Annotated in this window: 16 protein-coding genes and 1 pseudogene; 8 read left to right on the top strand and 9 right to left on the bottom strand. The window is 66.3% G+C overall.

Annotation, left to right across the window (positions count from 1 at the left end; genetic code table 11):
* Window positions 1-141: 141 nt before the first annotated feature.
* The 6 genes from M1B34_RS24355 to M1B34_RS24380 all read left to right on the top strand — a co-directional run bounded on the left by M1B34_RS24355 (window position 142) and on the right by M1B34_RS24380 (window position 7701).
* Window positions 142-570 (top strand): hypothetical protein, encoded by a 429-nt coding sequence (locus M1B34_RS24355; protein ID WP_268266425.1) that lies wholly within the window; start codon window positions 142-144, stop codon window positions 568-570.
* Complete coding sequence (locus M1B34_RS24360) at window positions 567-2054, top strand: ATPase domain-containing protein (RefSeq protein ID WP_268266426.1); 1488 nt, start codon at window positions 567-569, stop codon at window positions 2052-2054. The genes M1B34_RS24355 and M1B34_RS24360 overlap by 4 nt, the downstream gene beginning before the upstream one ends.
* Before the next feature lie 3 nt (window positions 2055-2057).
* Window positions 2058-3671, top strand: a complete 1614-nt coding sequence (locus M1B34_RS24365) for a diguanylate cyclase domain-containing protein (protein ID WP_268266427.1) — start codon at window positions 2058-2060, stop codon at window positions 3669-3671.
* A 230-nt stretch (window positions 3672-3901) separates the two neighbouring features.
* Window positions 3902-6412, top strand: a complete 2511-nt coding sequence (locus M1B34_RS24370; RefSeq protein WP_268262512.1) for a sensor domain-containing protein — start codon at window positions 3902-3904, stop codon at window positions 6410-6412.
* 198 nt (window positions 6413-6610) lie between these two features.
* On the top strand, window positions 6611-7216 hold the full coding sequence (locus M1B34_RS24375; RefSeq protein WP_123335160.1) for an SCO family protein: 606 nt from the start codon (window positions 6611-6613) through the stop codon (window positions 7214-7216).
* Complete coding sequence (locus M1B34_RS24380) at window positions 7216-7701, top strand: copper chaperone PCu(A)C (RefSeq protein WP_123335158.1); 486 nt, start codon at window positions 7216-7218, stop codon at window positions 7699-7701. The genes M1B34_RS24375 and M1B34_RS24380 overlap by 1 nt, the downstream gene beginning before the upstream one ends.
* 76 nt (window positions 7702-7777) lie before the next feature.
* On the opposite strand, the pseudogene M1B34_RS24385 reads toward M1B34_RS24380, so the two are convergent.
* From M1B34_RS24385 to M1B34_RS24405, 5 genes and pseudogenes are all read right to left on the bottom strand, one after another.
* Window positions 7778-9264, bottom strand: a pseudogene (locus M1B34_RS24385) (PepSY domain-containing protein).
* 49 nt (window positions 9265-9313) lie between these two features.
* On the bottom strand, window positions 9314-11479 hold the full coding sequence (locus tag M1B34_RS24390) for a TonB-dependent receptor (RefSeq protein WP_268266428.1): 2166 nt from the start codon (window positions 11477-11479) through the stop codon (window positions 9314-9316).
* 118 nt (window positions 11480-11597) lie between these two features.
* Window positions 11598-11981: a DUF2946 domain-containing protein gene (locus tag M1B34_RS24395; RefSeq protein ID WP_268266429.1), complete on the bottom strand. Its 384-nt coding sequence runs from the start codon at window positions 11979-11981 to the stop codon at window positions 11598-11600.
* Window positions 11982-12153: 172 nt separating this feature from the next.
* Window positions 12154-13059 (bottom strand): universal stress protein, encoded by a 906-nt coding sequence (locus M1B34_RS24400; RefSeq protein ID WP_123335151.1) that lies wholly within the window; start codon window positions 13057-13059, stop codon window positions 12154-12156.
* A 91-nt stretch (window positions 13060-13150) separates the two neighbouring features.
* Window positions 13151-14224 (bottom strand): NAD(P)-dependent alcohol dehydrogenase, encoded by a 1074-nt coding sequence (locus tag M1B34_RS24405; RefSeq protein WP_123335149.1) that lies wholly within the window; start codon window positions 14222-14224, stop codon window positions 13151-13153.
* Window positions 14225-14445: 221 nt separating this feature from the next.
* Here M1B34_RS24405 and M1B34_RS24410 point away from each other — a divergent pair, with 221 nt between their 5' ends.
* Window positions 14446-15582 carry an HlyD family secretion protein gene (locus M1B34_RS24410; RefSeq protein ID WP_268266430.1) on the top strand — a complete coding sequence of 379 codons (1137 nt, stop codon included), beginning with the start codon at window positions 14446-14448 and terminating at the stop codon, window positions 15580-15582.
* Entirely contained in the window at window positions 15579-17180 is a 1602-nt protein-coding gene (locus M1B34_RS24415; RefSeq protein ID WP_268266431.1) for a DHA2 family efflux MFS transporter permease subunit, read from the top strand. Before M1B34_RS24410 ends, M1B34_RS24415 begins: the two co-directional genes overlap by 4 nt.
* A gap of 9 nt (window positions 17181-17189) precedes the next feature.
* Here M1B34_RS24415 and M1B34_RS24420 read toward each other — a convergent pair whose 3' ends face one another.
* The 4 genes from M1B34_RS24420 to M1B34_RS24435 are packed head-to-tail and all read right to left on the bottom strand — an operon-like array spanning window position 17190 to window position 23935.
* Window positions 17190-19274: a hypothetical protein gene (locus M1B34_RS24420; RefSeq protein ID WP_268266432.1), complete on the bottom strand. Its 2085-nt coding sequence runs from the start codon at window positions 19272-19274 to the stop codon at window positions 17190-17192.
* The gene (locus M1B34_RS24425) at window positions 19271-20398 is read right to left on the bottom strand and encodes a VWA domain-containing protein (RefSeq protein ID WP_268266433.1); all 1128 of its coding nucleotides are present in this window, start codon (window positions 20396-20398) and stop codon (window positions 19271-19273) included. Before M1B34_RS24425 ends, M1B34_RS24420 begins: the two co-directional genes overlap by 4 nt.
* Window positions 20395-22851, bottom strand: coding sequence for a DUF5682 family protein (locus M1B34_RS24430; protein WP_268266434.1), 2457 nt, complete (start codon window positions 22849-22851; stop codon window positions 20395-20397). The genes M1B34_RS24425 and M1B34_RS24430 overlap by 4 nt, the downstream gene beginning before the upstream one ends.
* Complete coding sequence (locus M1B34_RS24435; protein WP_123335136.1) at window positions 22835-23935, bottom strand: ATP-binding protein; 1101 nt, start codon at window positions 23933-23935, stop codon at window positions 22835-22837. The genes M1B34_RS24430 and M1B34_RS24435 overlap by 17 nt, the downstream gene beginning before the upstream one ends.
* Between the last annotated feature and the right edge of the window lie 5 nt (window positions 23936-23940).

Genomic DNA, 23940 nt, shown 5'->3' on the forward strand with positions numbered 1-23940 from the left:
GTCAATCTGAACGCCCGTTGGCCGGCGAATCGGCGCAGGCGCAACCTGGCAACGATCGCCGCCGGTTGAAACACTTCAACAAGCCGGGCCGATCAGGCGTACTGTCCACCCCCTCATCGCAATAATTAGTGACCACAGCTCATGGAAAGCGAAGAGAACCCAAGGATTACCGAGGCGCTGACACGCCGCGCCGGCCGTGATCCGACAGCTGCGCAGATCGCCGGCGCAACCGTGGCGACCCTGCAAGACCTGGACGCTGCGCTCACCCCGGTCATCGGCCAGCGCGGGGTCGCGGCCCTGTATCGGCGCAGCCTGCACCTGTGCGCAACGTCCTGCGAGGACCTCAGCGGGGTCCACGAGAGCGTGCAGAGCAGCATGGACCTGGCCGCCTTTGAGCGGCTCCTCGCCCAGCACAGCAGCACCTACGCCTTCAGCGTCGGTGTCACGCTCCTGACCACGTTCAACGAGTTGCTCGCCACCTTGGTCGGCCCCTCGCTCACCGAACGTCTGCTTCGTTCCGTGTGGGAAAAATCTTTCAGCGGTACGCCCGCGCAGGACATTTCGCCATGAGCAGCAAAGTCACAATCAACCGTCTGGCCACTGGGGTGCCCGGGCTGGACCAGATACTGGGCGGCGGACTGCCAGAGTTTTCCTTCAACCTGATCGCGGGCCCGCCGGGCTGCGGCAAGACCACCCTGGCCCACCAGATGATGTTCGCCCTGGCCACGCCCGAGCGGCCGGCGCTGTACTTCACGGTGCTCGGCGAGCCGCCGTTGAAAATGCTGCGTTACCAGCAGCAGTTCGACTTCTTCAACAGCGAGTCGATCAACCAGTCGGTGCGCTACATCAACCTGGTAGACGACACCCTGGCCGGTGACCTGGACGAGGTGCTACGACGCATTGTCGCCGAGGTCGAGAGCCATGGTCCGGCCCTGGTGTTCGTCGATTCCTTCCGTTCGGTGGTGCTGGCCAGCCGTACCCAGGACAACCCCAACAACAACTTGCCGCAGTTCGTCCAGCAACTGGGCATGTTGATGACCACTTGGCACGCCACCACCTTTCTGATCGGCGAGTACTTCACCGAAACCGACACCAACCCGATCTTCACCGTGGCCGACGGCCTGATCTGGCTGCGCCAGAGCGTCCAGCGCAACTCCATGGTGCGCAAGATGGAAATCATGAAAATGCGCGGCCAGCCCACACTGCCGGGGCTGCACAGTTTTCGCATCAGCAACGCCGGGCTGAAGGTCTTCTCTCCCTGCTCGCACCTTGATCCGCCGGCCCCGGCAGTGCCCGAGGCCGAGCGCTCGCGCCTGTCCATGGGCATCGCCGAACTGGACGCAATGCTCGGGGGCGGCCTGCCCAGGGGTTATTCGCTGCTGGTGGCCGGGCCGTCGGGCTCGGGCAAGAGCCTGATGGCCGCGGCGTTCCTGGCCGAAGGCGCGCGCGTGGGCGAAACCGGGGTGATCGCGGTGTTCGAGCAGCGCCCCAACCGCAACCACAACCCGCAGTTGGTGCAGTTGATCGACAGCGACCAGGTGGGCCTGGTGGACAGCCGCGCGCCGGACCTGTCGATCGAGGAAATCGTCCACCTGCTGTTGGATGAAATCCATCGGCTCAAAGCCACCCGGGTGGTCATCGACTCGCTGTCGGGCTTCGAACTGGCCCTGGCGCCGACCTTTCGCGAGGACTTTCGCGAGTCCCTGTCGCGCCTGGTCACCGCCCTGACCCAAACCGGGGTCAGCGTGCTGATGACCTCGGAGCTGGAGGACCGCTACACCGACCTGCGCTTCAGCCCCTATGGCACGGCCTTCATGACCGACGCCATCATCGTCCAGCGCTACATCGAGGTGGACAGCCGCCTGCTGCGGATCATGGCGGTGGTCAAGGTGCGGGCCAGCACCCACTCCGACCAGCTGCGCCTGTATGACATCAACGCCGAGGGCATCCGCATCGGCCAGATGCTGCCGGACCGCGAAGGCCTGCTGGGCGGCCGACCTGCAGCCAAACTCGCCGCGCCGCGCCCCACGGCGGCCGACCACGACGGTGGATAAGCCATGACCATGAAGGACGCACCTGGCACCCAGCAACAGGCTCTGGCCGTTGCCCGGGAAGAACTGGCCCTGCTGGATCAGCAGGCCATGGAGCTGCGGGCCACCCTGACCCATCTGCAGGCCCAGGTGCGACACACACAAAATCATTTGCGCGAGCTGGACCCGGCCAATGAGTTGCTGGAGGCCAACGAGGCGCTGGTGATGCGCCTGTTGCACGCCCAGGATGAAGCCGCCAGCGCCACCCGAGCGCTGAACGAGATCGCCCAGTCGATAGGCATCGACGAACTGACCAACCTGCCCAACCGTGGGCAACTGCTCAAGCGCATCGAACACACCATTGCCCATGCCGTGCGCCTGGGGGATGGCTTTGCCGTGCTGTTTCTGGACCTGAACAATTTCAAGAGCATCAATGACAACCTCGGCCACCGGGTTGGCGACGCCGCCCTCAAGCAAGTAGCGCAATGCCTCAAGGCTTCGGTGCGCGAGACCGATACCGTCAGCCGCTATGGCGGTGACGAATTCCTGGTGCTGCTCAACAACATCTGCAGCAAAGCCGATGTGATCACCGTGGTTGAAAAGATCATCGACGCCCTCAACGTCACTCGGCGCATCCATGAACACCCCCTGAGCCTCAAGGTCAGCATCGGCATCTGCCGCTTTCCCGAGGACGGCGAAAACCCGCAACTGCTGATCGACCAGGCCGACGCGGCCATGTACCGGGCCAAGCGCCACGGCGCCGGCGGTTTTCAGTTCCACGACGACCCGCAGCACCATGACCACGACATCTGTGGCCAGCCACCCCGAGTGCTGGTGGTGCCCGCCCCCCACGCGCAGCAACAAGCGCACCTGGATCACCTGCGCGAGGCCAACGAGCAATTGGTGCTGGCGGCCCTGGGCGCCCAGCAATTGCAATCCGGGGCGGAACTGGCGCTCCAGCAACAGCAGGACCTGCTGGCCAAGGTCGCTCACGAACTGCGCAACCCCTTGACGCCCCTGAGCATGTCCGCCGATCTGCTGTTGCGCATGAAGAGTGACGAGCTGCCACGGATCCAGGCGATCATCGAGCGCCAGGTCAAGCACATGTCGCGGCTGGTGGAAGACCTGCTGGACGTGTCCCGGGTCAACGCCGGCAAGTTGCGCCTGGACCGCCAGCCCCTGGACTTGGCGGACATTCTCCAAGAAGCCCTGGACACCTGCCGGGCAGAGATCGACCTGCGCCAGCAGCAAATGACGGTGCACATCCCCCAACAGCCACTGGCCCTATACGGCGACTCCCTGCGCCTGGCACAGATCTTTTGCAACCTGCTGGGCAATGCCGTCAAGTACACCCCGCGCGAGGGCCAGATCACCCTGGACGTGAAGGTTTCGGCGCAGTGGGTACAGGTCACCATCAGCGACAGCGGCATTGGCATCTCGCCGACGATGCTGCCGTTTATTTTCGAGCCCTATGTGCAGGACGCCCACGCCATGAGTTTTGACGGCAACGGCCTGGGCATCGGCCTCACGGTGGTCCGGGAGCTGGTGCTGGCCCATGACGGCGAGGTCACGGCCCACAGCGACGGCCTGGGCCTGGGCAGCCAGTTTGTGATCCGCCTGCCGCTGCTGCCCGCCCCTTAGCCAAGTCACCCGCTCTACCCCCTCTGCCACCTGTCGGCCGATACCCGTCTATGCTGCGCGCGGGTCCTGATTGAGTCGGGCGGATGTACGGCCGCGACCCAAAATCAGTACCAAGGAACTATTGTCTGGAAAAATAACCTTTGCTATTGAGTCGGGCGTTTTCGCTTGGCCCCTGTTCAGCGATCCACTTTGCCCTGCTTATTGGCTTCGGCCAGCCCGTGTTGAGAGACCTGTCGATGATAGAAAGCCCCGATGTGATGTACCGCCTGCTGGTCCAGAGCGTGATCGACTACGCGATCTACATGCTCACGCCCGACGGTATCGTCAGCAATTGGAACGCCGGGGCCCAGCGGGCCAAGGGCTACCGTGCGGAAGAAATCGTCGGCGAACATTTCTCGCGTTTCTACAGTGCCGCGGAACAGTCCGCCGGGCTGCCGCAGAAAGGCTTGGAAATCGCTCGCGCAACCGGTCGCTATGAAGCCGAAGGCTGGCGCCTGCGCAAGGACGGCACATCGTTCTGGGCCCACGTGGTGATCGATGCGGTGCACGACGATGACGGCCAGTTGATCGGCTTTGCCAAGGTCACCCGCGATTGCACCGAACAGCGCCGGCTGCTCCTGGAACAACGGGAACAGGAGCGGCACTTCCGCCTGCTGGTGCAGGGGGTCAAGGACTACGCGATCTACATGCTCGACCCCCAGGGCCACGTGGTGAACTGGAACGCCGGTGCCGAACGGGCCAAGGGCTACCGCGCCGAGGAAGTGGTGGGCGAGCATTTTTCGCTGTTCTACACCCCCGAGGATCGCCTCGCCGGCCTGCCCCACCAGTGCCTGGAAACCGCCCGCCGCGAGGGCCGCTTCGAAGCCCAGGGCATTCGCCTGCGCAAGGACGGCACGCCGTTCTGGACCAGCGTGGTGATCGAGGCGATCAAGGATGAAGACGGCCAGTTGATCGGCTTCGCCAAGATCACCCGCGACATCACCGAACGCCGCCAGTACGAAAACGATCTGTTGCAGGCCAAGGAACTGGCGGAGCGCCAGAGCGAGAAAATGGCCTCGCTGTCGCTGTTCCTCGACTCGGTGATTTCCAATATTCCCTCCAGCGTCATCGTCCAGGACGTGGGCTCGCGGCAGATCCTCCTGGCCAACCCCCAGGCCGAACGCCTGTTCGGCGGCGAGCGTCGGCAGATGGTCGGGCGCAGTGTGCGCGAATGCCTGACCCCGGTGATGGCCGAGCATGTGGAACAACTGACCCAACACTGCGTGGAGCATGACGGCCTGCACCTGAGCCAGCAGCGCCTCGACACCGCCCTTGGCCCCCGGACCCTGCGCACCCGCAGCCTGCTGGGGCAAAGCCCGGAAGCCAGTGGCCGCTATGTGCTGCAGATCGCCGAGGACGTCACCGATGAAATCGCCGCCCACGCGCAGATTCATCACATGGCCCACCACGACGAACTCACCGGCCTGCCCAACCGCACCCTGTTCCACAGCCGCCTGGAACAGGCCCTGCAAGAGGACCACGAGAGCGAACGGCTGACCGCCGCGCTGTGCCTGGACCTGGATAACTTCAAGAACATCAACGACGCCCTCGGCCACGCCTTCGGCGATCGCTTGCTGCGGGCCCTGGGCCAGCGCCTGCGCGGCGCCCTGCGCGACCAGGACACCCTGGCGCGGCTGGGCGGCGACGAGTTCGCGATTGTCTTGCCCAACCTGGCCAATGCCAGCGATGCCCAGGCCACCGCCCAGCGCCTGATCGACGTGGTGGCCCCGGCCTTCATGATCGACGGCCAGAGTTTCTGCGTCGGCCTCAGCGTCGGCATCGCCCTGGCCCCCAGCGATCACAGCAGCGCGGCGCAGTTGCTGCGCTACGCCGACATGGCCCTGTACCAGGCCAAGCGCAACGGGCGTAACCGCTACGAACACTTCCATGCCGAACTGGACGAGGCGGCGCGCCGCCGCCGGGTCATGGAGACCGAGCTGCGCACCGCCCTGCACCTGGGCCAGCTGCAACTCTATTACCAACCCATCGTCGACAAACAGACCCAGCAGATTTCCGGCTACGAGGCCTTGATGCGCTGGGAACACCCGAGCAATGGCCTGATCCTGCCCATGGACTTCATTCCCATTGCCGAGGACACCGGGCTGATCCACGAAGTCGGCGCCCGCGCCTTGAACCTGGCGTGCCAGGAGGCCGCGCGCTGGCCCGAGGGGCAATCGGTGGCGGTCAACCTGTCGCCGGTGCAGTTCAAGAACAGCGAACTGGTGAACGTGGTGGCCCTGGCCCTGGCCGATTCCGGGCTCGCGCCGTCGCGCCTGGAACTGGAGATCACCGAATCGGTGCTGCTGGAAAACAGCGAGGGCAATGTGCGCACCTTGCGCGCCCTGAAAGCGATGGGGGTGTGCATCGCCCTCGACGATTTCGGCACCGGCTATTCCTCCCTGGGCTACCTGCGCTCGTTCCCGTTCGACCGGATCAAGATCGATAAATCCTTTGTCCACGACATGGGCGAAAGCCGCGAAGCCTTGTCGATCGTTCGCGCCATCACCGGCATGAGCAGCAGCCTGCTGATCAAGACCACCGCCGAGGGCGTGGAGACCCGCGAACAGTTGGAACAACTCAGCGCCGAGGGCTGCTCGCACTTCCAGGGCTACCTGTTCGGCCGGCCGGTGCCGGCCAGCGAACGTTGCCGGCAGCACCAGCACTGGCTGAGCGGCAATATGTCGCACAAGGACGACGACTAACCCGAACGGGGCCCGCCGTTGTGGGGATCACCCGCAAGGCCACGCTGGTCAAACCCGGGGCGCGGTGCACGCCGCGCTCGGGTCCGATCGTCGAAAGTGCAAGCCTCGGCCACTGCACGCTTGGTAACATGCGCCGCTTCCAAGGCCTGACTCGCCGCCACCCAGCGGCCCCTCAGGCGCCTCACAGGACGCTAATCCATGAGTGTGTTATTCACCCGCCGCCAGGTTATCGGCGGCATGAGCCTGCTCAGCCTGGGCCTGCTCGCCGGTTGCGACAGCAGCAATAAGTTGAACTTCAAGTACGGCAAGGATCTGAGCGACAAGATCATGGGCCGGACCTTCAAACTGACCAACTCCCAGGGCGAGCCCCGCCTGCTCAGCAGCTATCGCGGCCTGATGCCGATGGTGTTCTTCGGCTTCACCCAGTGCCCGGCCGTGTGCCCCACCGCCCTGGCCCGCGCCGTGCAAATCAAGAAACTCATGGGCCGCGACGGCGACCGCTTGCAGGTGGTGTTCATCACCCTGGACCCGGAACGCGACACCCCGGAAGTGCTCGACGCCTACGTCAAAGCCTTCGACCCGAGCTTCGAGGCCCTGTACGGCACCCTGGAACAAACCGCCGCCACCGCCAAGGAATTCGGCGTGTTCTACGAAAAGATCCCCAGCGGTTCGACCTACACCCTGTCCCACACCGCCACCAGCTATGTCTTCGATTCCCGGGGCGAGCTGCGCCTGGGCCTGTCGGCGTCCCTTAACGCTCAAGAGTGCGCAGAAGACCTGCTCACCGTCATGGAGGTTTGCTAATGCCTGTCACTGTTAAACGCCTCAAACAACTGGCCTTGGGCCTGTCCCTACTGGGCCTGGCCGCCCACGCTTCGGCCCAGACCCTGGTCAGCGATGCCTGGGTCCGCGCCACCGTGCCCGGCCAGCAAGCCAGCGGCGCCTTCATGACCCTCACCGCCGACAGCGACAGCCAGCTGCTCAGCGTGCAATCGCCGGTGGCCAAGACCGTGCAGATCCATGAGTCGAGCATGAAGAACGATGTGATGAGCATGCAGCCGGTCGCCGCCGTGGCCCTGCCCGCCGGCAAGGCCGTGACCCTGGAACCCCACGGTTACCACGTGATGCTGATCGACCTGAACGCGCAGATTAAGGAAGGCGACCAAGTGCCGCTGACCCTGACCGTGGAAAACGCCAAGGGCGAGAAACAGTCGATCCAGGTCCAGGCCCCGGCCCGCGCCCTGACCATGCCCGACCACAGCCAGATGCACGATCACAGCAAGATGTAATGCCCGCCGCCCCGGTGGCCTTGCACCACCGGGGCGGGGCGCGCCTCGTCTCAACCCTGACCCCAATCTCGACCTCTCAGACGCGACGCCGCCCCCGCGTCTGTCGGCGCAGCCGACGCCAACCCAGCACCACGCCCGTGACGCTGATCAGCAAGCCACCCAGGCTCAAGACAATCATCCAAACGTCCCACAAGGGCCGCGCGGCCAGCAGTGGCCAGTAATCCCAACTGTGCAGCAGCGCGAACAGCCAGCGCGAGGCACGCCGTGGCTGATCCAGTTGAGCGACGATGGCGCCGGTGTACAGGTCCAGGTGCAGCCAAGTCTGCGCCGGGTCATCGAAGCGCACGCGCAAGGCCGGCAGGCGCTGTTCCAGGTGGCCGAGCATGCTGTGGGCTTCACGCCCGTAGTAATAGAAGTCGTAGGCCTGCAAGGTCTGCACCTGCAAGGGCGCCTGGGGGCGAATGGCCCACGCGGCGTCTTGCAGGGTGTGCGGGTCGAACTGGCGCTGCACCTGCCGATCGACCATGGACAGCACCCGGGTGCGCCCTGCCCCGTCATAACCGATCAGGTAACCCTGGCCACCGATCAGCCGCCACTCCAGCTCCCGGGCGTCGAGGCCGTCCTGGCGAAACAACATCAGGCCCTCGGCGGCGGATAGCGGAAACGCCGCCGCTTTCAAGTCGCCGCCCTGGTAGGCCGCCACCGACAACGGCCGGGCGCTGCTGAACAGTTGCCACGGATTCATCGACATCAGGCCGCTGAAAATCCAGGTCAAGGCCAGCACCCCGAACAACAACCCGCCCACATGGTGCCAACGCGCAGCGCCCTGGTACGGCGTGCGCGCACCGCTGCGATAAGGCCGCCGGAAACGCCAGCGCATCACCCCGAGCAGCAGGCCCAGGGCGGTCATCAACGTGGCCGCCAGGGACAGGTAGATCACCAGGTTGCTCCAGGCGCCGTCGATGCCAATCCCGCGCAGTGGGTACAACCAATGCAACCAGGCGCCCAGCCAATTCCACGCCCGTTCGCGGGCCGTGGCATCGCGCACCACCTCGCCGGTCTGCCCGGAGACATAGAGCCAACGCGCCTCGGCATCCGCCACCTGCACGCGCCACAACGGCCGGTCCACATCCAGTGCACGGGACAGGCTCCAGGCATCTTGCTCCACCCAGCCGAGGTTTTCGGCCGGCGCCTCGGGGGCGTATTGTCGAGCGGCCGCCAGGGCTTGAGGCGCATCGGTGGCGGCCCGTCGCTGGCCACTGCGGGCATTGATCGCCACCTTGCGCGGGCCGGGGTAAACCAGGATGTAGGTCGGCGCGCGGCCACGCTGGTCAGGCGAATGCTCAGGGGCGCGGGGTCGCTGCCGGCCGCACTCAACACCTGGGCCAGCTCGACGCAGCAGCCTGGCGCCGCCAGCACCGGCAGATGCGCCAGGTGCTCCCGGGGCGTGAGCTTGGGGTAGCCGACGTACAGCATCACCAGCCCAGAGATAAACCACAGCGCCATAAACAGGCCGGCCACAATGCCCAGCCAGCGGTGCCACAGGTACAGATAACGTTTCATCGTCCCCCCTCACAGGTGACCGGGGCGTTTAGCGCCCCGGTTCCGCGGTTCAAAAGCGCGTTTGCAGCGCCAGTTCGAAGGTTCGTGGGGCTCCCAGGTAAAGCATGCTCGACGAGGTCCACTGGCCGTAAACCTGGTCTGTCAGGTTGCGCACCCGGGCCGTGACCCGCGTATTGGCATCGACCTTGTAGCCGACAAAAGCGCCGAAGATCGTGTACGACGGCGCGTAACGGGTGTTGGCCGCGTCGGCATACATCGCCGACACATAGCGGCTGTCACCGCCGATCTGCCAGTTGGGGTCCAGGTCATAGGTCAGCCACAGGTTGGCCACGGTGTCGGGGATGTTGGTCGGGGTGTTGCCCTTGCGCGACAGGGTGCGGCCGCCGACGTTTTCATTGAACTCGTCGTAGCGCGCATCGACGTAGGCGAGGTTGCCTTCGAGCAACCATTGCGGGGCCAGGCGCAACGATGCCGCCAGTTCCACGCCCCGGGACGACTGCTGGCCCACCGGCTGGGTGAAGCCGGGGTTGGCCGGGTCCGCGGTGGCCAGGTTCTTGCGCTCAATGCGGTAGGCCGCCACGGTGGCCGAGCCGCGCCCGTCAAGGAAATCGAACTTGCTGCCGACCTCCAGTTGGGAACCGGTGCTCAGGTCAAAGTCGCGCACCTGGCCGTAAGTGGCGGTGCTGAGGATGCCGGCCGGCGGATCGGCTGCTGTGCTGTATTGCACGTAGACGTTGGCCGTTGGCGTCAGGTCGTAGAGCAGCCCCAGGCGCCCGGTGGTGGGCCGGTAGACGCGCTTGAAGAACGCCGGGTTGGCATCGGTGACGGCGCGGTAGTTGGTCACCTGCAAGTCGATCTGGTCATGGCGCAGGCCGCTGAGCAGGGACAGGCGCTCGCTCAGTTGCAGGCGGTTTTCCAGGAACAGCGCCCAGGTGTCCACCTGGTTGCGGCGGTTCTTTTCAAAACCCCGGGTCATGCCCGGAATGTCCCAGAAACCGCCCGGCTCGAAGTGGCCCGGGTCCACGCTGTCGACTCGCGCCGGCAACGAACGCGGGTAGTTGCTGGAGACGTTGTGGCTGTAGTCCAGCCCCGCCGACCAGCGACTTTCCAGGCCGAACAGACGGCCCTCGTGCAAGAGTTCGAAGCGGTTGCCGTTGAGTTCCTGGTCGTGCCGTTGCAGCAACGCCCCGGAGCGATTCACGAGGCTGTTGTCGGCGGTGTAGGCGTAGCTTTCGAGGTTGCGAAAATCCCGCGCGGCATTGTAGTAGTACAGGGTGTTGCGCAGCGAGGTCGCGTCATCGAAGCGGTAGTCGACGATCGAGCGTAGCCAGCGCACCCGCTGCTCGTAACGGCCATCGGCAACGTTGTAGTTTTCAAAGCGCCGGCTTTTATCCACTTTCATCGCCCCGCCCAGAGGGTTGAGCACCGGGGTGCCCCAATAGGGGCTGTCGACGCTTTCGTTCTGGTATTCGAACGCCAGGGTGTGGGACAGCTGGTCGTTGATGTCGCTGAGCAGGGAAAACGCCAGGGTCCAGGCATCCCGTTGCTCGCGGTCGACGTAACCGTTGCTGGTGGTGTGGCTGACATCCAGGCGGGCGTAATGCAGCGGGCCATCGCCGCTGTTGAGGCCATGGTTGAAGCCCAGGGAGGTTTCGCTGTTGTCGTAGGAGCCGTACTTGATCCGCGCCTCATTGAACGAGGCGCCCCGCACCGGCAGCTTGGTCACGTAGTTGATCGAGCCGCCCACGGCGCCGGCGCCGAACAGGAAGCTCGACGGCCCGCCCACTGCCTCCGCTCGGTCGTAGATCCAGCTGTCCACGGGGCGCGCAGCGATGGCGTCGTACTGCACGGTGATGCCGTTGAACAGCTGGGTGATCTGCGCCCCGGAGAAGCCCCGGTAGGACACCGAACCGGCCGACCCTGGTGGCGACGCGGCATTCAAGCCCGGCACGCCGCGCAGCATGTCCTGGGTGTTTTGCGCGCCACGCTGCTCGATCTGCTGGCGGTTGACGATACTCACCGAGGCGGGGGTTTCCCGGGGGCTCAGCCCCAGGCGCGAACCGGTGTGGGACGGCGTATCCAGCAACAGGCCTTGCGGTTCTTCAGTTTCGCCTTCGATCCGCACTTCCGGCAGATCCAGCGGCCCTTCGGCCAGAACGTTGAACGACAGGGCGCACAGCAGCGCCGCGCCGGGGGAGCGATACACAGACTTCATGACTGACACTCGAAAAATGACCAACACAGATCGCCCGGCCGAGCGCGCGACAGCGCACGCAGGCCGTAGGCAAGCGACGAGTACAAGGGGCTGCCGCGAGGGCGGCCCAGGGGGAAGGTCAGAGGGCGGGAGGTGCCCGGGGGTTGGCGCCGGGCCAGCCATGGCGGGGTGGCGCTTTGCTGAGCTGTTCAGGCCAGAAGCGGCGCGGTCGCCTGGCCAGCAGCAACCAGCCCAGGCAGAACATCAGGGCGATGCCCAGGCTCAGGGCCGAGCACAACGGGCAACTGAACGTGGCGGACCATTGGGCAGCCGCCTGGTCGCTGAAGTCGCCGTCCAGGGCCGGGCCCGAGTTGCCCATGGCGGAACAGAACTGGCCGCCAACGCCATTGAGCTCCAGGCCGAGCATCTGCCCGTGCCCCAAACCGCAGGCGAACACATTGAACAGGACGCAGAAATACAGGGTCCAGGCGATCAATGGGCGATGGGGATGGGAGGCGTTCATGGCGGCGAATTAAACAGCGAATCGGCGAGCTTTTAAATAGCGCATGGCCACCTATCGGCCGCGGGCCGATCCGGCAGTCGCGCGGTTCGGACATTTATAGCGCGGCGGCACGGGTGGCGGTATCGGACAGGAACGAAAGCCCCGGCAGCCCAGCGGCCGACGGGGCCAGGCCTCAGGCCAGGGGTTTGACCGCCAGGATGCTGCCCGGCATGGAGTACAAGGCACGCTCGGTGGTGCTGCCGATCAGCCGGCCGAAGCCGGTGCGGTGCACCGTGCCCATGACCACCACGTCCACCAGGAAGTCATCGACAAAGCGGGTCAGCCCCGGCACCGGCGGGCCACTGATAAAATGCCGCAGCTCGACCGGCACCTGGTAGCGCTCGGCCAAGCGGATAAAGGCCTCCTGCAGGGAGTCCCGCAGTTCATCCAGGCAGTTGGCGCTCCAGGCCCCCGCCCCCACCGGGGTGACGCCTTCGAACACCGGCGTCAGGTCGTAGGCATACACCAGGTGCAGTTGCGCATCGCACTGCAGGGCCAAGGCGTTGGCAGTCTGGATGATCAGGTCGTTGTGCCCTTCGGCCTGGGTGCCCACGGCGGCCGCATCCACGGCGGCGACGATGCGTCGAGGCAGCGAGTGCGGGGCCTGATTAACCAAGTGCACCGGCACCGGGCAATCGCGCAACAGGTGGCAATCCAGGGGCGTGACAAACACCCGCTTGAGGGCCGACTCCAGGGCCACGTCCTTGATCAACAGGTCCGGGCTGAACTCGCTGACGTACTGCAACAGGTCCTTGAGCGGTTGGGCGCTCCACAGCACCTGGGTGGTGACGTCCACGCCCTGATCGCGCATCCACTGCGCCTCGACCAGCAGCCAGCGTTCATGGCGTTGCAGGTAGGCCTCGCGCTCGCTGTCCTCCAGGTGTTCTTCCCACAGGTAGCCGCGGGCTGGCGGCTCCACCAGCACCAGCACATGCACCGCCGCACCGCTGGCCTGGGCCAGGGCAGTGGCTCGGCGTGCGGCGGCGGACTGGTGTTGCACAGGGTCGAGGATCAATAGCAGACGCTGGTACTGGCTCATGGTGCACCTCCGGGGAACAGAAAGGCGTGCAGTGTCGAACCAGGGCGCGCAGGCCATCTTGATATGCATCAAGGCCGCCTGCGCCAACGCCTCACGGGGTGATCGCGACCTTCATCACACCGTCACGCTGGTGGGCGAACAGCTCGTAGGCGGCCTCGATGTCGTCCAGCTTGAAGCGGTGAGTGACCAAGGGCGAGAGGTCGACCTGAGCGCTGGCCACCACCGCCATCAAGCGGCGCATGCGTTCCTTGCCGCCAGGGCACAGGGTGCTGAGGATGCTCAGATCGGCCAGGCCGGCGCCGTAGGCGTCCAGGGGAATGCGCAAGTCCGTGGAATACACCCCCAGGCTCGACAACTTGCCGCCGGGACGCAGCACCCGCAGCGCCGACTCGAAGGTGCCTTGGGTGCCCAGAGCCTCGATGGCCACATCCACGCCCCGGCCATCGGTCAGCGCGAGGATCTGCTGCACCACATCACCGTCCTTGAAATCCACCACGTGGGTGGCGCCTAACTGGCGCGCCACGGTCATGCGCGCGGCCACGGTATCGACCCCGATGATGGTGGTGGCGCCCTTGAGCCGGGCCCCAGCCACCGCGCACAGGCCGATGGGCCCCAAGGCGAACACCGCGACGCTGTCGCCAATTTGCACATCCGCCCGTTCGGCCCCGGAGAACCCGGTGGACATGATGTCCGGGCACATCAGCACCTGCTCGTCGCTCAGGCCGTCGGGGATCGGGCAGAGGTTGGCCAGGGCATCCGGCACCCGCACGTATTCGGCCTGGCAGCCGTCGATGGTGTTGCCGAACTTCCAGCCGCCCGCTGCACGAAAACCGTGGCGCGTGTCCGGGCCGTCCTGGGCGCCGCAGCCGCACAGGCAGGCGTAGCTCTGGCCGCTGGGGGTGATGGCGCCGGCAATCACCCGCTGGCCCTCGACAAAGCCGCGAACCTGGGACCCCAGGCGCTCGATGACCCCCACCGGTTCGTGGCCGATGGTCAGACCCTTGGCCACCGGGTACTCGCCCCGCAGGATGTGCACGTCGGTGCCGCACAGGGTGGTGGTGGTAATGCGCACCAGGGCGTCCAGGGGACCGATCTCGGGGATGTCCTTGTCGTCCAGAACAATGCGGTTTTTTTCGACGAAGATCGCCGCTTTCATCTTGGCCATGGGCTGAAACTCCTTGAAGGGGGACGACCCGGTGGGGTGACCGGGGCCGGGACACAGGCTGCGCGCCCGCGAAAGGACGGCCCTTGATCATGGTCAAGAAAAGCCCCCCTGCCGCGAGCTCCCGCCCACCAACTGACGACCGGCGCGGAAAAGAGACTTGCCACAAAATATTACAAGCATCATATTATGATCGTAATAACATCTTCCCTCGGGTACCCACCATGACCAGCCTCTCTTCTGCCGACCCCGCCACCGACCTTGCCGTCACCCCGGCCAACGCCCCCAAGCGCGGCAAACGCCTGCTGGTACTGGCCCTGGGCCTGGCCGCCCTGGTGGCATTGGCGCTGTACGTGGCCTATTGGTGGAGCCACGGACGCTTTATCGAAACCACGGACGATGCCTACATCGGCGCCGAGGTGACGGTGATCGGGCCCAAGGTGCCCGGGTACATCGACCAGGTGCTGGTCAGCGACAACCAACAGGTCAAGGCCGGCGACCTGCTGATTCGCCTCGACGACCGGGATTACCGTGCACGCCTGGCCAAGGCCGAAGGTGCGGTAGCCGCCCAGGAGGCCTTGCTGGCCAACCTTGACGCCACCGAACAATGGCAGCACGCGGTGATCAGCCAGGCCCGCGCCGGCATCGATGCCACCGCCGCCGAGATGAGCCGCTCGCGGGACGACAACGCCCGCTACAAACGCCTGGTGGGCAGTTCGGCGGTGTCGGTGGAAAGCGCCCAGCGCGCCGACGCCACCTTCAAGACCGCCCAGGCCCTGAACACCCGGGCCCAGGCCGAATGGCTGGCCACCCAGCGGCAGATTGAGGTGATTGCCACACAAAAACGCCAGGCTCGCGCCGCACTGGCACAGGCCAAGGCCGAGCGCGACCTGGCCCAGTTGAACCTGCAAGACACCGAACTGCGGGCCCCGGTGAACGGGGTCATCGGCAATCGGCGGGCACGGGCCGGCGCCTATGCCGTGGCCGGCTCGCAATTGCTGTCCCTGGTCCCGGCCCGCGGCTTGTGGGTGGACGCCAACTTCAAGGAAGACCAGTTGCAACACATGACCCCGGGCCAGCGTGTGGTGGTGCGCGCCGACGTGCTGCCGGGGCGCGAGTTCCACGGCCGCCTGGACAGCCTGGCCCCGGCCACCGGCGCGCAATTCAGCGTGCTGCCGCCAGAGAACGCCACCGGCAACTTCACCAAGATCGTGCAACGGGTGCCGGTGCGGGTAATCCTCGACCCGGCGGATGGGGTGCTTGGCCAGTTGCGCCCCGGCCTCTCGGTGACCGCCGCCGTGGACACCCAGACCGTGCCTGAGGCGCCGGCCGTGGCCCTGACCGAGTCCCGCGCGCCATGAGCCAGGCCAGCGCTGCGCCGGCGACGGCCGCCCTGCCCTTCAACGCAACAAGCATGAGCACGGCGACCAAAGTCCTGGCCTTTGCCAGCATGTGCGTGGGCATGTTTATCGCCCTGCTGGACATCCAGATCGTCTCCGCCTCGCTGCGCGATATCGGCGGCGGCCTGTCCGCCGGCACCGATGAGACGGCCTGGGTACAGACCAGCTACCTGATCGCCGAGATCATCGTGATTCCGCTGTCGGGCTGGCTGTCCCGGGTGTTCTCCACGCGCTGGCTGTTTTGCGCCTCGGCCGTGGGTTTTACCCTGGCCAGCCTGCTGTGCGGTGCGGCCTGGAACATCCAGAGCATGATTGCCTTCCGTGCCCTGCAAGGGTTTCTCGGCGGCTCGATGATCCCCCTGGTGTTCACCACCGCATTCTTTTTCTTCAGCGGCAAACAGCGGGTCATCGCCGCCGCCACCATTGGCGCCGTGGCCTCCCTGGCGCCCACCCTGGGCCCGGTGATCGGCGGCTGGATCACTGATGTTTCATCCTGGCACTGGCTGTTCTACATCAACCTGGTGCCGGGCATATTCGTCGCCGTCGCGGTGCCGCTGCTGGTGAAGATCGACCAGCCGGAACTGAGCCTGCTCAAGGGCGCCGACTACCTGAGCATGGTGTTTCTCGCGCTGTTTCTCGGCTGCCTGGAATACACCCTGGAGGAAGGCCCACGCTGGAACTGGTTCAGCGACAGCACCATCCTCAGCACTGCGTGGATCTCCGGCCTGGCCGGGCTGGCCTTTATCGGCCGCACCCTGCACGTGGCCAACCCGATCGTCGACCTGCGGGCCCTGAAGGATCGCAACTTCGCCCTCGGCTGCTTCTTTTCCTTTGTCACCGGCATCGGCCTGTTCGCCACCATTTACCTGACCCCGCTGTTTCTCGGCCGGGTGCGCGGATACGGCGCCCTGGACATCGGCCTGGCGGTGTTTTCCACGGGGGTGTTCCAGGTCTTGGCGATCCCCCTTTACGCGTTCCTGGCCAACCGTGTGGACCTGCGCTGGATCATGATGGCCGGCCTGGGCCTGTTCGCCGTGTCGATGTGGGACTTCAGCCCCATCACCCACGACTGGGGCGCCCGCGAGCTGATGCTGCCCCAGGCCCTGCGCGGCATCGCCCAGCAACTGGCGGTGCCACCGGCAGTGACCCTGACCCTGGGCGGGCTGGCCCCGGCACGGCTCAAGCACGCCTCGGGGCTGTTCAACCTGATGCGCAACCTGGGCGGGGCCATCGGCATTGCCGCCTGCGCCACCATCCTCAATGACCGCACCAACCTGCACTTCACCCGCTTGGCCGAACACTTGAACAGCCGCAACGAGGCCCTCAACCAGTGGCTGGACCAGGTCGGCGGCCACTTCGCCAGCCTGGGCCAGACCGGGGACGCCGGGCTGACCGCCAGCCTGCACCAGCTGTGGTTGCTGACCTACCGCGAGGCGCAGACGCAAACCTATGGCGACGCCTTCTTGATGATCATGCTGTGTTTTATCGTCGCCACCGCCCTGGTGCCGCTGATGCGCAAGGTCGCGCCACCCGCCGCGCCGTCGGCCGATGGTCATTGAAGGAAAGCATTAGCTCGCCGCAAGGTCGGCCCCTGACGCCTGCAAGTATTGATATTGCAGGCACAGGTAGTGGGCAATGATCAGCCGCGCAGGCACACCGGCGTCCTCAGGCCCACGCTCGAAGGCGCTGTAGCCCGCCGCCCGCAGGCTCGCGCCCCGTTGTTGCAGGGCCTGGCCGATGCCCGGCGCCACGTGCGGGTCCACCCCACGCTCGGCCTGTTGGCACAGCCACCCGGCCAACTCCGGCAGCAAGTGGCCCGTCGTTGGCTGCGGCTCGTACTCGGTCTCATCCTGGGGTTCACTCTGCTGCTCGATATCGGGCTCATCCGTGACCGCCAATGCCATCACGGGCTCGCCCGAAGGCGCCGGGTCGAAATGCAGGGCATCGAGCAAAGTGCCGTCTGCGACAGCACTGGGGCGGATCAGGCTCAGGGGCTCGGCGATCAGCGTGCCCGCCCGTTCAAACACCCGGGCTACCAAGCGAGTGCCCTCGACCCAGGGCTCGCTGGCCAGTTGCTCGATGCGGCCGATGGCATGCCGGCCGTAGGCCGAATAGACCAACTCCACCCACAGGGTGGCGCCGCTGCGGTCCAACAACGGCCAGACCAGGACCTGGCGCGCACGGTCAAACTGCACAGCCCCCACCGCGGCGGGCTGCAACAGCGTCCAGTCATTCATCGGCCTGACCGGTGTCAGCAGGCTGCGACGCTGGGCCGAACGGGCCTGGAGCAAGGCGTTCCAATCCTGCGCCGCCGGCAACTGGCCGCACTGCGCCGATGACAGGGGTTCAAGCAGCGTGGCCTGTACCGACTCGGCCACCGACAAACGCCCCTCGCCATTGACCTGCCCCCCCATCAACGACAACCGGCGCCCGCTGGCATGGGCCGGCGACAGCAAGCCACTCCAGGGCCCCGCGCTGCGGTAGCGCGTCAGCGGGTTGAAGCTGCGTTGCAACACCGGCCGGACCTCGGTGCAGGATAAAAAGCCCTGCTGCGCGGGGCTCCAGAACACTAGGCTCAAGCCTTGATAACCGGACGCCGAACGCCAGGCACTGGCCCCCAGCCCCCAGAGTTCCAGGGCCGCCGATGGCGTGTACTGACTGCGAGCCTGCCCCAGCAAACGCGCCGGTTCTTCGCCACGCTGCGCCGCCGTCTCCAGGGCCTGGAGCAAGGCGTAACAACGGCTGAGTTCATCGAACAGGCGCTGGCCATCGGCCCCCGCTGCCCGCTCCAGCAACAGTTGCACCTGATCGGCCAAGCGCCGCAACGACAGGGCCAAGCGCGGGTAATCGGCGCCCTGGGCCCAGACCGCCAGGGTCACATAGCGCTGTTGCATGGCCGAGGACAAATGGGCCAGGCCCACCGCCACCGACTCCTCCAGCAACTGCCGCGCGCTTGCGCGCAAACGGCGGCGCGCCGCGTCACGCAAGATGGGAGTGGACTCGGCGTTGGCAGCGCCCACCGGCTCTGGCGCGATCAGTTCCAGGCCTTGCCAGCGGCGCAGCGCCAGCACCGCCGCAACCTGGTATTTCTCCAGGGCGCCACTGCGCTGATCGGCCAACATCCCGCCCAGGGGCCCGCCCATGTAACGCAGGGTCAGCGGCGGCGTGCCCAGGGTCAGGGTCAGGTTCTGCTCGCCGGCTATCTGCAGCCCGTGGGGCTGATCCAAGTCCATGACGAACTGCCAGGCCCAGCGATAACCGGGCTTGCCCGCGTGTTTCAGCAGTTCGACCTGGGGCAGTGCAAGCAGGGTTTGAATCAGCGCCTGGCGCTGATCCAGCGCGGGTTCGGCCGCCAACGTCTCGCCCGGTTCGGCCAAGATCTCGCGCAAGCCCAGCGCGGCGGTGAGTATGTGTTGGCACACGCCGCTGGCCGGGCAACTGCATTGGGCAAAGGCCGGGCCCCGTAGATCGAAGCGCAGCTGATAAGCACCGCACTCCAGCAGCAGCTGGTCAGCGCCCTCCTCCAGCAACCGTGGCGGGCTGCTTTCCAGGTCTTTGTAGGCACGGCGCAGCAGGCCGCGGTTGGCCAGGGCGACAAAGGCTTCGTCGTCAAAGCTCAGTAGTTGCGCCAGCAGCGCCGGGCGAAGGCTCATGAAATCACCTTGAGCAACCAATGGGCCAGGCGCCGGGGGCTCAGGGCGGCGACCTGCATGCCGCAGGCCGCAAGGCGGGTGGCCATCTGGCGGTCGTAATCGGGGTTGGCTTGATCGTCCAGGGCAGCCAGCCCCAGCAGGGTGACCCGGGCTTCGGCCAGTTGCTTGACGGTGCGCAGCAGCTCGTTGGGCGAGGCCCCTTCATAGAAGTCACTGACCAGCACCAGCACCGTGCGCTGGGGGTTTTCCAGCAACTGGCTGCAATAACGCAGGGCCTTGCCGATGTCGGTGCCGCCGCCCAGTTGCACGCGCATCAGGGTTTCCACCGGGTCATCGACGTATTGGCTGAGGTCCACCACCTGGGTGTCGAACACCACGATCTTGACCCGCAGCGCCGGCAGCCCGGCGAGGATGCCGGCCATCACGGCACTGTGGATCACCGAGTCGGCCATGCTCGCGCTCTGGTCCACGCAAAGGATGATGTCCCAGGGCAAACGCCGGCTGTTGCGCTGGAAAAAGTACAGTTTCTCCACCACCAGCCGCTGACGCTCGACGTCGTAATGCTTGAGGTTGCGCCGCACGGTGCCCAGGGCATCGAAGTTGCGGGCAACCGCCATGGGCGAATGGCGCTGACGGTTGAGGCGCCCGGACAGCACCTGACGCACCTGCGGCTCCAGTTGCTGGCGAATTTCTTCCACCACTTGGCGAATGATCCGTCGCACCAACTGCAGCACATCGCCCTGCAAGTGCCCGCGCAAGGCAAGCAAGGTGCGCAGCAGCTGCTGGTTGGGTTCCAGGCGCTCCAGAGCCTGGGGGTCGGTGACCAGTTCGGTCAGGCTGTAACGGTCCAGGGCGTGCTGCTCGATCACCTCCACGGTGTCCACGGGGAACAGCTCGCGGACCTCGCCAAGCCAGGTCACCAGGGTCAATTGTGTGGGGTCGAGGGAGCCGGACCGGGCCTCTTCACGCAGGCCCCGGCCCTGGTATTCGCGGCCATAGAGGTATTCCAGGGCCACGTCCATGCGCGCTGCCCGGCCTTCCAGGCCCGCCCCGCCGGCCGCATCGCGCAGGGGTTTGTCGGCGTATTGGCCCAGCACCAGGCGCCAGCGTTCCAGGGGTGTCATGGCGTCACCCAGGCGTCGAGACCGTCTGCCTGCAGCACCAAGGCCAGGCTTTGCGACAGGCGCAGGTTGGCCTGGACCTGCTCGGCCTGCAACGCTCCGTGGCGCAGCCGCCCCAGGTCCTCGGCACCGTGCAGGCTCGCGACCTGCCGGGCGATACGGTCGGTTTCACGGGGGGTCATTTCGGCAAAGGCCAGGCGCAGTTCCGGCAGGCAGGCGACAAACTGCGCCTCGCCCCACTGATTGAGCAAGCGGTCCAGCACCTCCAGCAGGCTGGGAATCTGCCAGGCGCTTTCGCGGGCGGTGGACAACAGCCCGCGCAGGTAGGCCACCGCCTCCTTGGGTTGCCGCTGGCCGTGCAGATGCCCGGCCAACTCACTGGCCAACCGGGCTTCGTCCAGGCGCCCGGCCAGGTACAGCAAGCCGGCACAGGCCCCGCGCAGCAACAGGTTGGGCTGCTGGTGCAACTGGCTGACCATGGCCCAGTACAACTGCCCATCCAGCTCCGCTCCGGTGGTCCCGGCCAGCAACTCGCGCAATTGCACCAGGCAGCCGATATGGCCCAAGGCATCCGCCTCACCCACGCCTTGGGCGCCCAGGTACGTGGCGCGCTGATAGGCGCTGCGCAGCAAATCCGCCAAGCCCGGCAGATGTGACGCCTGCAGCGGCTCGCGGGACTCCAGCAGCAACGCGAGGCTGGTGCTGGCCGCCACCAGCGAGGCAAATACCGGGTCCGCGCCGATGGCCTGGCCCAGGCGCTGCAAGGGGACCGCCACCTGCTCATGCAGCCCCAGCACACAGGCCTGCACCAGCAAGGCCGCAGCGCCTCGGGCGTCGGCCACGTCCGCCGCAGCCTGCTGCTCCAAGCGCATGGCAAAACGAGTGGCCACTGCTTGCGGCAGGTTCACGCCGTAGATCGACGCCTCCACCAATGCACCTTCGGTGCCGGCTGACCAGGCGTACTGCCAGTGTTCCTGAAGCAGGTGCAGCCCCTGGCCGCTGACAAAGTCCGGGCCGCCGGTACGCCAGGCGAACGGAATGCCCAGCAACTGCAGGCCATGCAGCAACTGGCTGGTGCGCCGATGATCGGCGCGCCGGTACAGGCCCAGCACCACCCGCCGCGGCTGCGAATCGTGGAGTTTCAAACGCTGGCGACGTGCGCGGTATTCCACATCCTTGACCAGGGGCGGCGTGCCGGCCCCGGGCGGCACCCGGCCCAACGCCTGGCCGGTGAAGCAGGCCGTGGCCGCCTGGCGTACCCAGGCCCCGTCGGCGTCGGCATCGCCCTGGATAAAGCAACTGAGGATGGCGTCCTCGACGTCCACCCGGATCGGCGCATCGCGGTCACGCAAGGTGGCCAGGCGCAACATCTGTTCGTAGGCCGCCGTGAGGGTCGGCAGCGGCAGCGCCAGGCCCTTCTCCCGGAGTGCTTCCACGACCTCGAACAACAGGTCCAGGGCCGCCTCTTGCCGTGGCCGGGCCGGCGCCTGGGCGCTGCGCGATGAGTGCTTGAGCTGGGCCTGCCACAGCCGCTGATGCCAGGCCGGCGCGGTCATGCCTGCGGCATAACCATTGAGGCGCTCCAGGCGGTCGAAGCTGTAGCGGATCAACGCACTGGCTTCATCGATCAGCCCTTCGCGGCGGATGTTCGGGCGTTCGACAGCGGCAGCCAGCAAGCCCGGCATCGCCACTGCGTGCAAGCCACCCACCACGGCCAGCACCGGCCCGTCCCCCGGGCGTCGGGCGGCCAGGGCCTGCTGGATATGCCAGGCCATCTCCGTTTCCCGGGCCAGGGTGCCGTCGGCGTGCAGCTCGTCGGGGCGGCAATCCAGGCGCGCCAGTTGGCAGTAAGCCGCGACCCGGGTCAGGTGTTCGGGCCAGTCGCCACGGGTGGCCGGTACTTCGAACAGGTGTTCCCAGAGTTCTTCATGGTCGCGACAGCCCAGTTGGCTGGCCAGACGCTGCAAGTGTTCGCTGCGACGGTAATGGCCTTCGTCGAGCAGCGAGTCCTGGCCGGGCTCGGCCTCGGCCGGCGTCGCCTCCAGCGCACATTGTTCGGCGAAGTCGAGGTCGATAAAGCGCGCCGCAATGCCTTGTGCGGCGGCAGCGCGCAGCGCCACCAACTCCGGCGAATAATCACAGAACGGGTAATAGGCCGCCCGCCGCGAATCGGCCGTTGCGCCGCCCACGGCGTAGGTGTAGATCGCCAGGGGCATCTGCGCCTCGGGGTGCACCAGCAACGGCAGCAACGGGCTGAAGGATTGCGGCCCTTCCACCAGCACCACGCTCGGCGGGTGGCTGGCGAACAACTGCTGCAATTGCCAGGCACAGCCGGGGCTGTGGTGGCGCACGGCGAACACAATCAGCTCATCACTGACCAGGCTCTGGCCCAGGGCGCGCAGGCTGGCACTGTCTAGCTCGGTGCCGGCCAGAGCCGTGTCAGCGATCCAGCTCACGCCGCGCCTCAAGCACCCGCTGCCATTGCGGCTGACGCTGGGCACGCTGGCGCACCACCACGTCGAAGTAGTGGCGCAGCTTGCCGCCGTCTTCGGGGTTGTCCTTGAGCACGGTGCCGATCAATTGCCGGGCAATATGCTCGCCGCCGACTACGCCGTTGCCAAAGTAATGGGCATCCAGGCTCGCGGCATAGCCCACCGCCACCGCCTCGGCGGCCGACATCACTGCCGTCGGTTTCTCCAGCACCGTGCCTTCGGCGGTGGCGCCGTGGCGCAGGTCGTTGAAAGCGGTCACCAACAGTTCAAGTACGTCGGGGCTGAAGTCGACCTTGACTTGGGCCTGCTGCAACAGGGCTTCGGTCTGCTCGCGCACCAGTTGGCTTTCCAGGCGCCGGTCGCTGATGGGGCGCACCGTTTCAAAGTTGAAGCGGCGCTTGAGGGCGCTGGACATCTCATGCACCCCTCGGTCTCGCAGGTTGGCGGTGGCCAGGACATTGAACCCCGGGGCGGCAAACACCGTGGCCTCTTCGCCCTTGAGTTCCGGCACGTGCAGCACCTTGTCCGAGAGCAGGCTAATCAGGCTGTCCTGGATCTCGGGCTGCATGCGGGTGATTTCCTCGATCCGACACAGGCTGCCACTGCCCATGGCCTCGTACATCGGGCCACGCACCAAGGCTCGCGGGGTCGGGCCTTCGGCCAGCAGCAAGGCGTAGTTCCAGGAGTAGCGAATCTGTTCTTCAGTGGTCCCGGCGGTGCCCTGCACGGTGCACAAGGACTGCCCGCAAATGGCCGCCGCCAGCAGCTCGGAGAGCATCGACTTGGCGGTGCCCGGCTCGCCCACCAGCATCAGCCCGCGGTTGCTCATCAGGGTCACAATGCAGCGGTCGATCAGCGCGTCGTCGCCGTAGAACTTGCGCCGCACCTGCAGCGCCCCGTCACCGAGGATGAAGCTGCGCACCGCCCGGGGTGACAGGCGCCAACCCTGGGGGCGTGGCCCGCGGTCGTGCTGTTGCAGGCGCGCCAGCTCGGCAGCGTGGGCCTGCTCGGCCGGGGCCTTGAGCAGGGAGGCGGACGCTGGGGTCATGGGCG

Origin of the sequence: Pseudomonas morbosilactucae (assembly GCF_023241715.1) — a bacterium.
In the GTDB taxonomy this organism is placed as follows: Bacteria; Pseudomonadota; Gammaproteobacteria; order Pseudomonadales; family Pseudomonadaceae; genus Aquipseudomonas; species Aquipseudomonas morbosilactucae.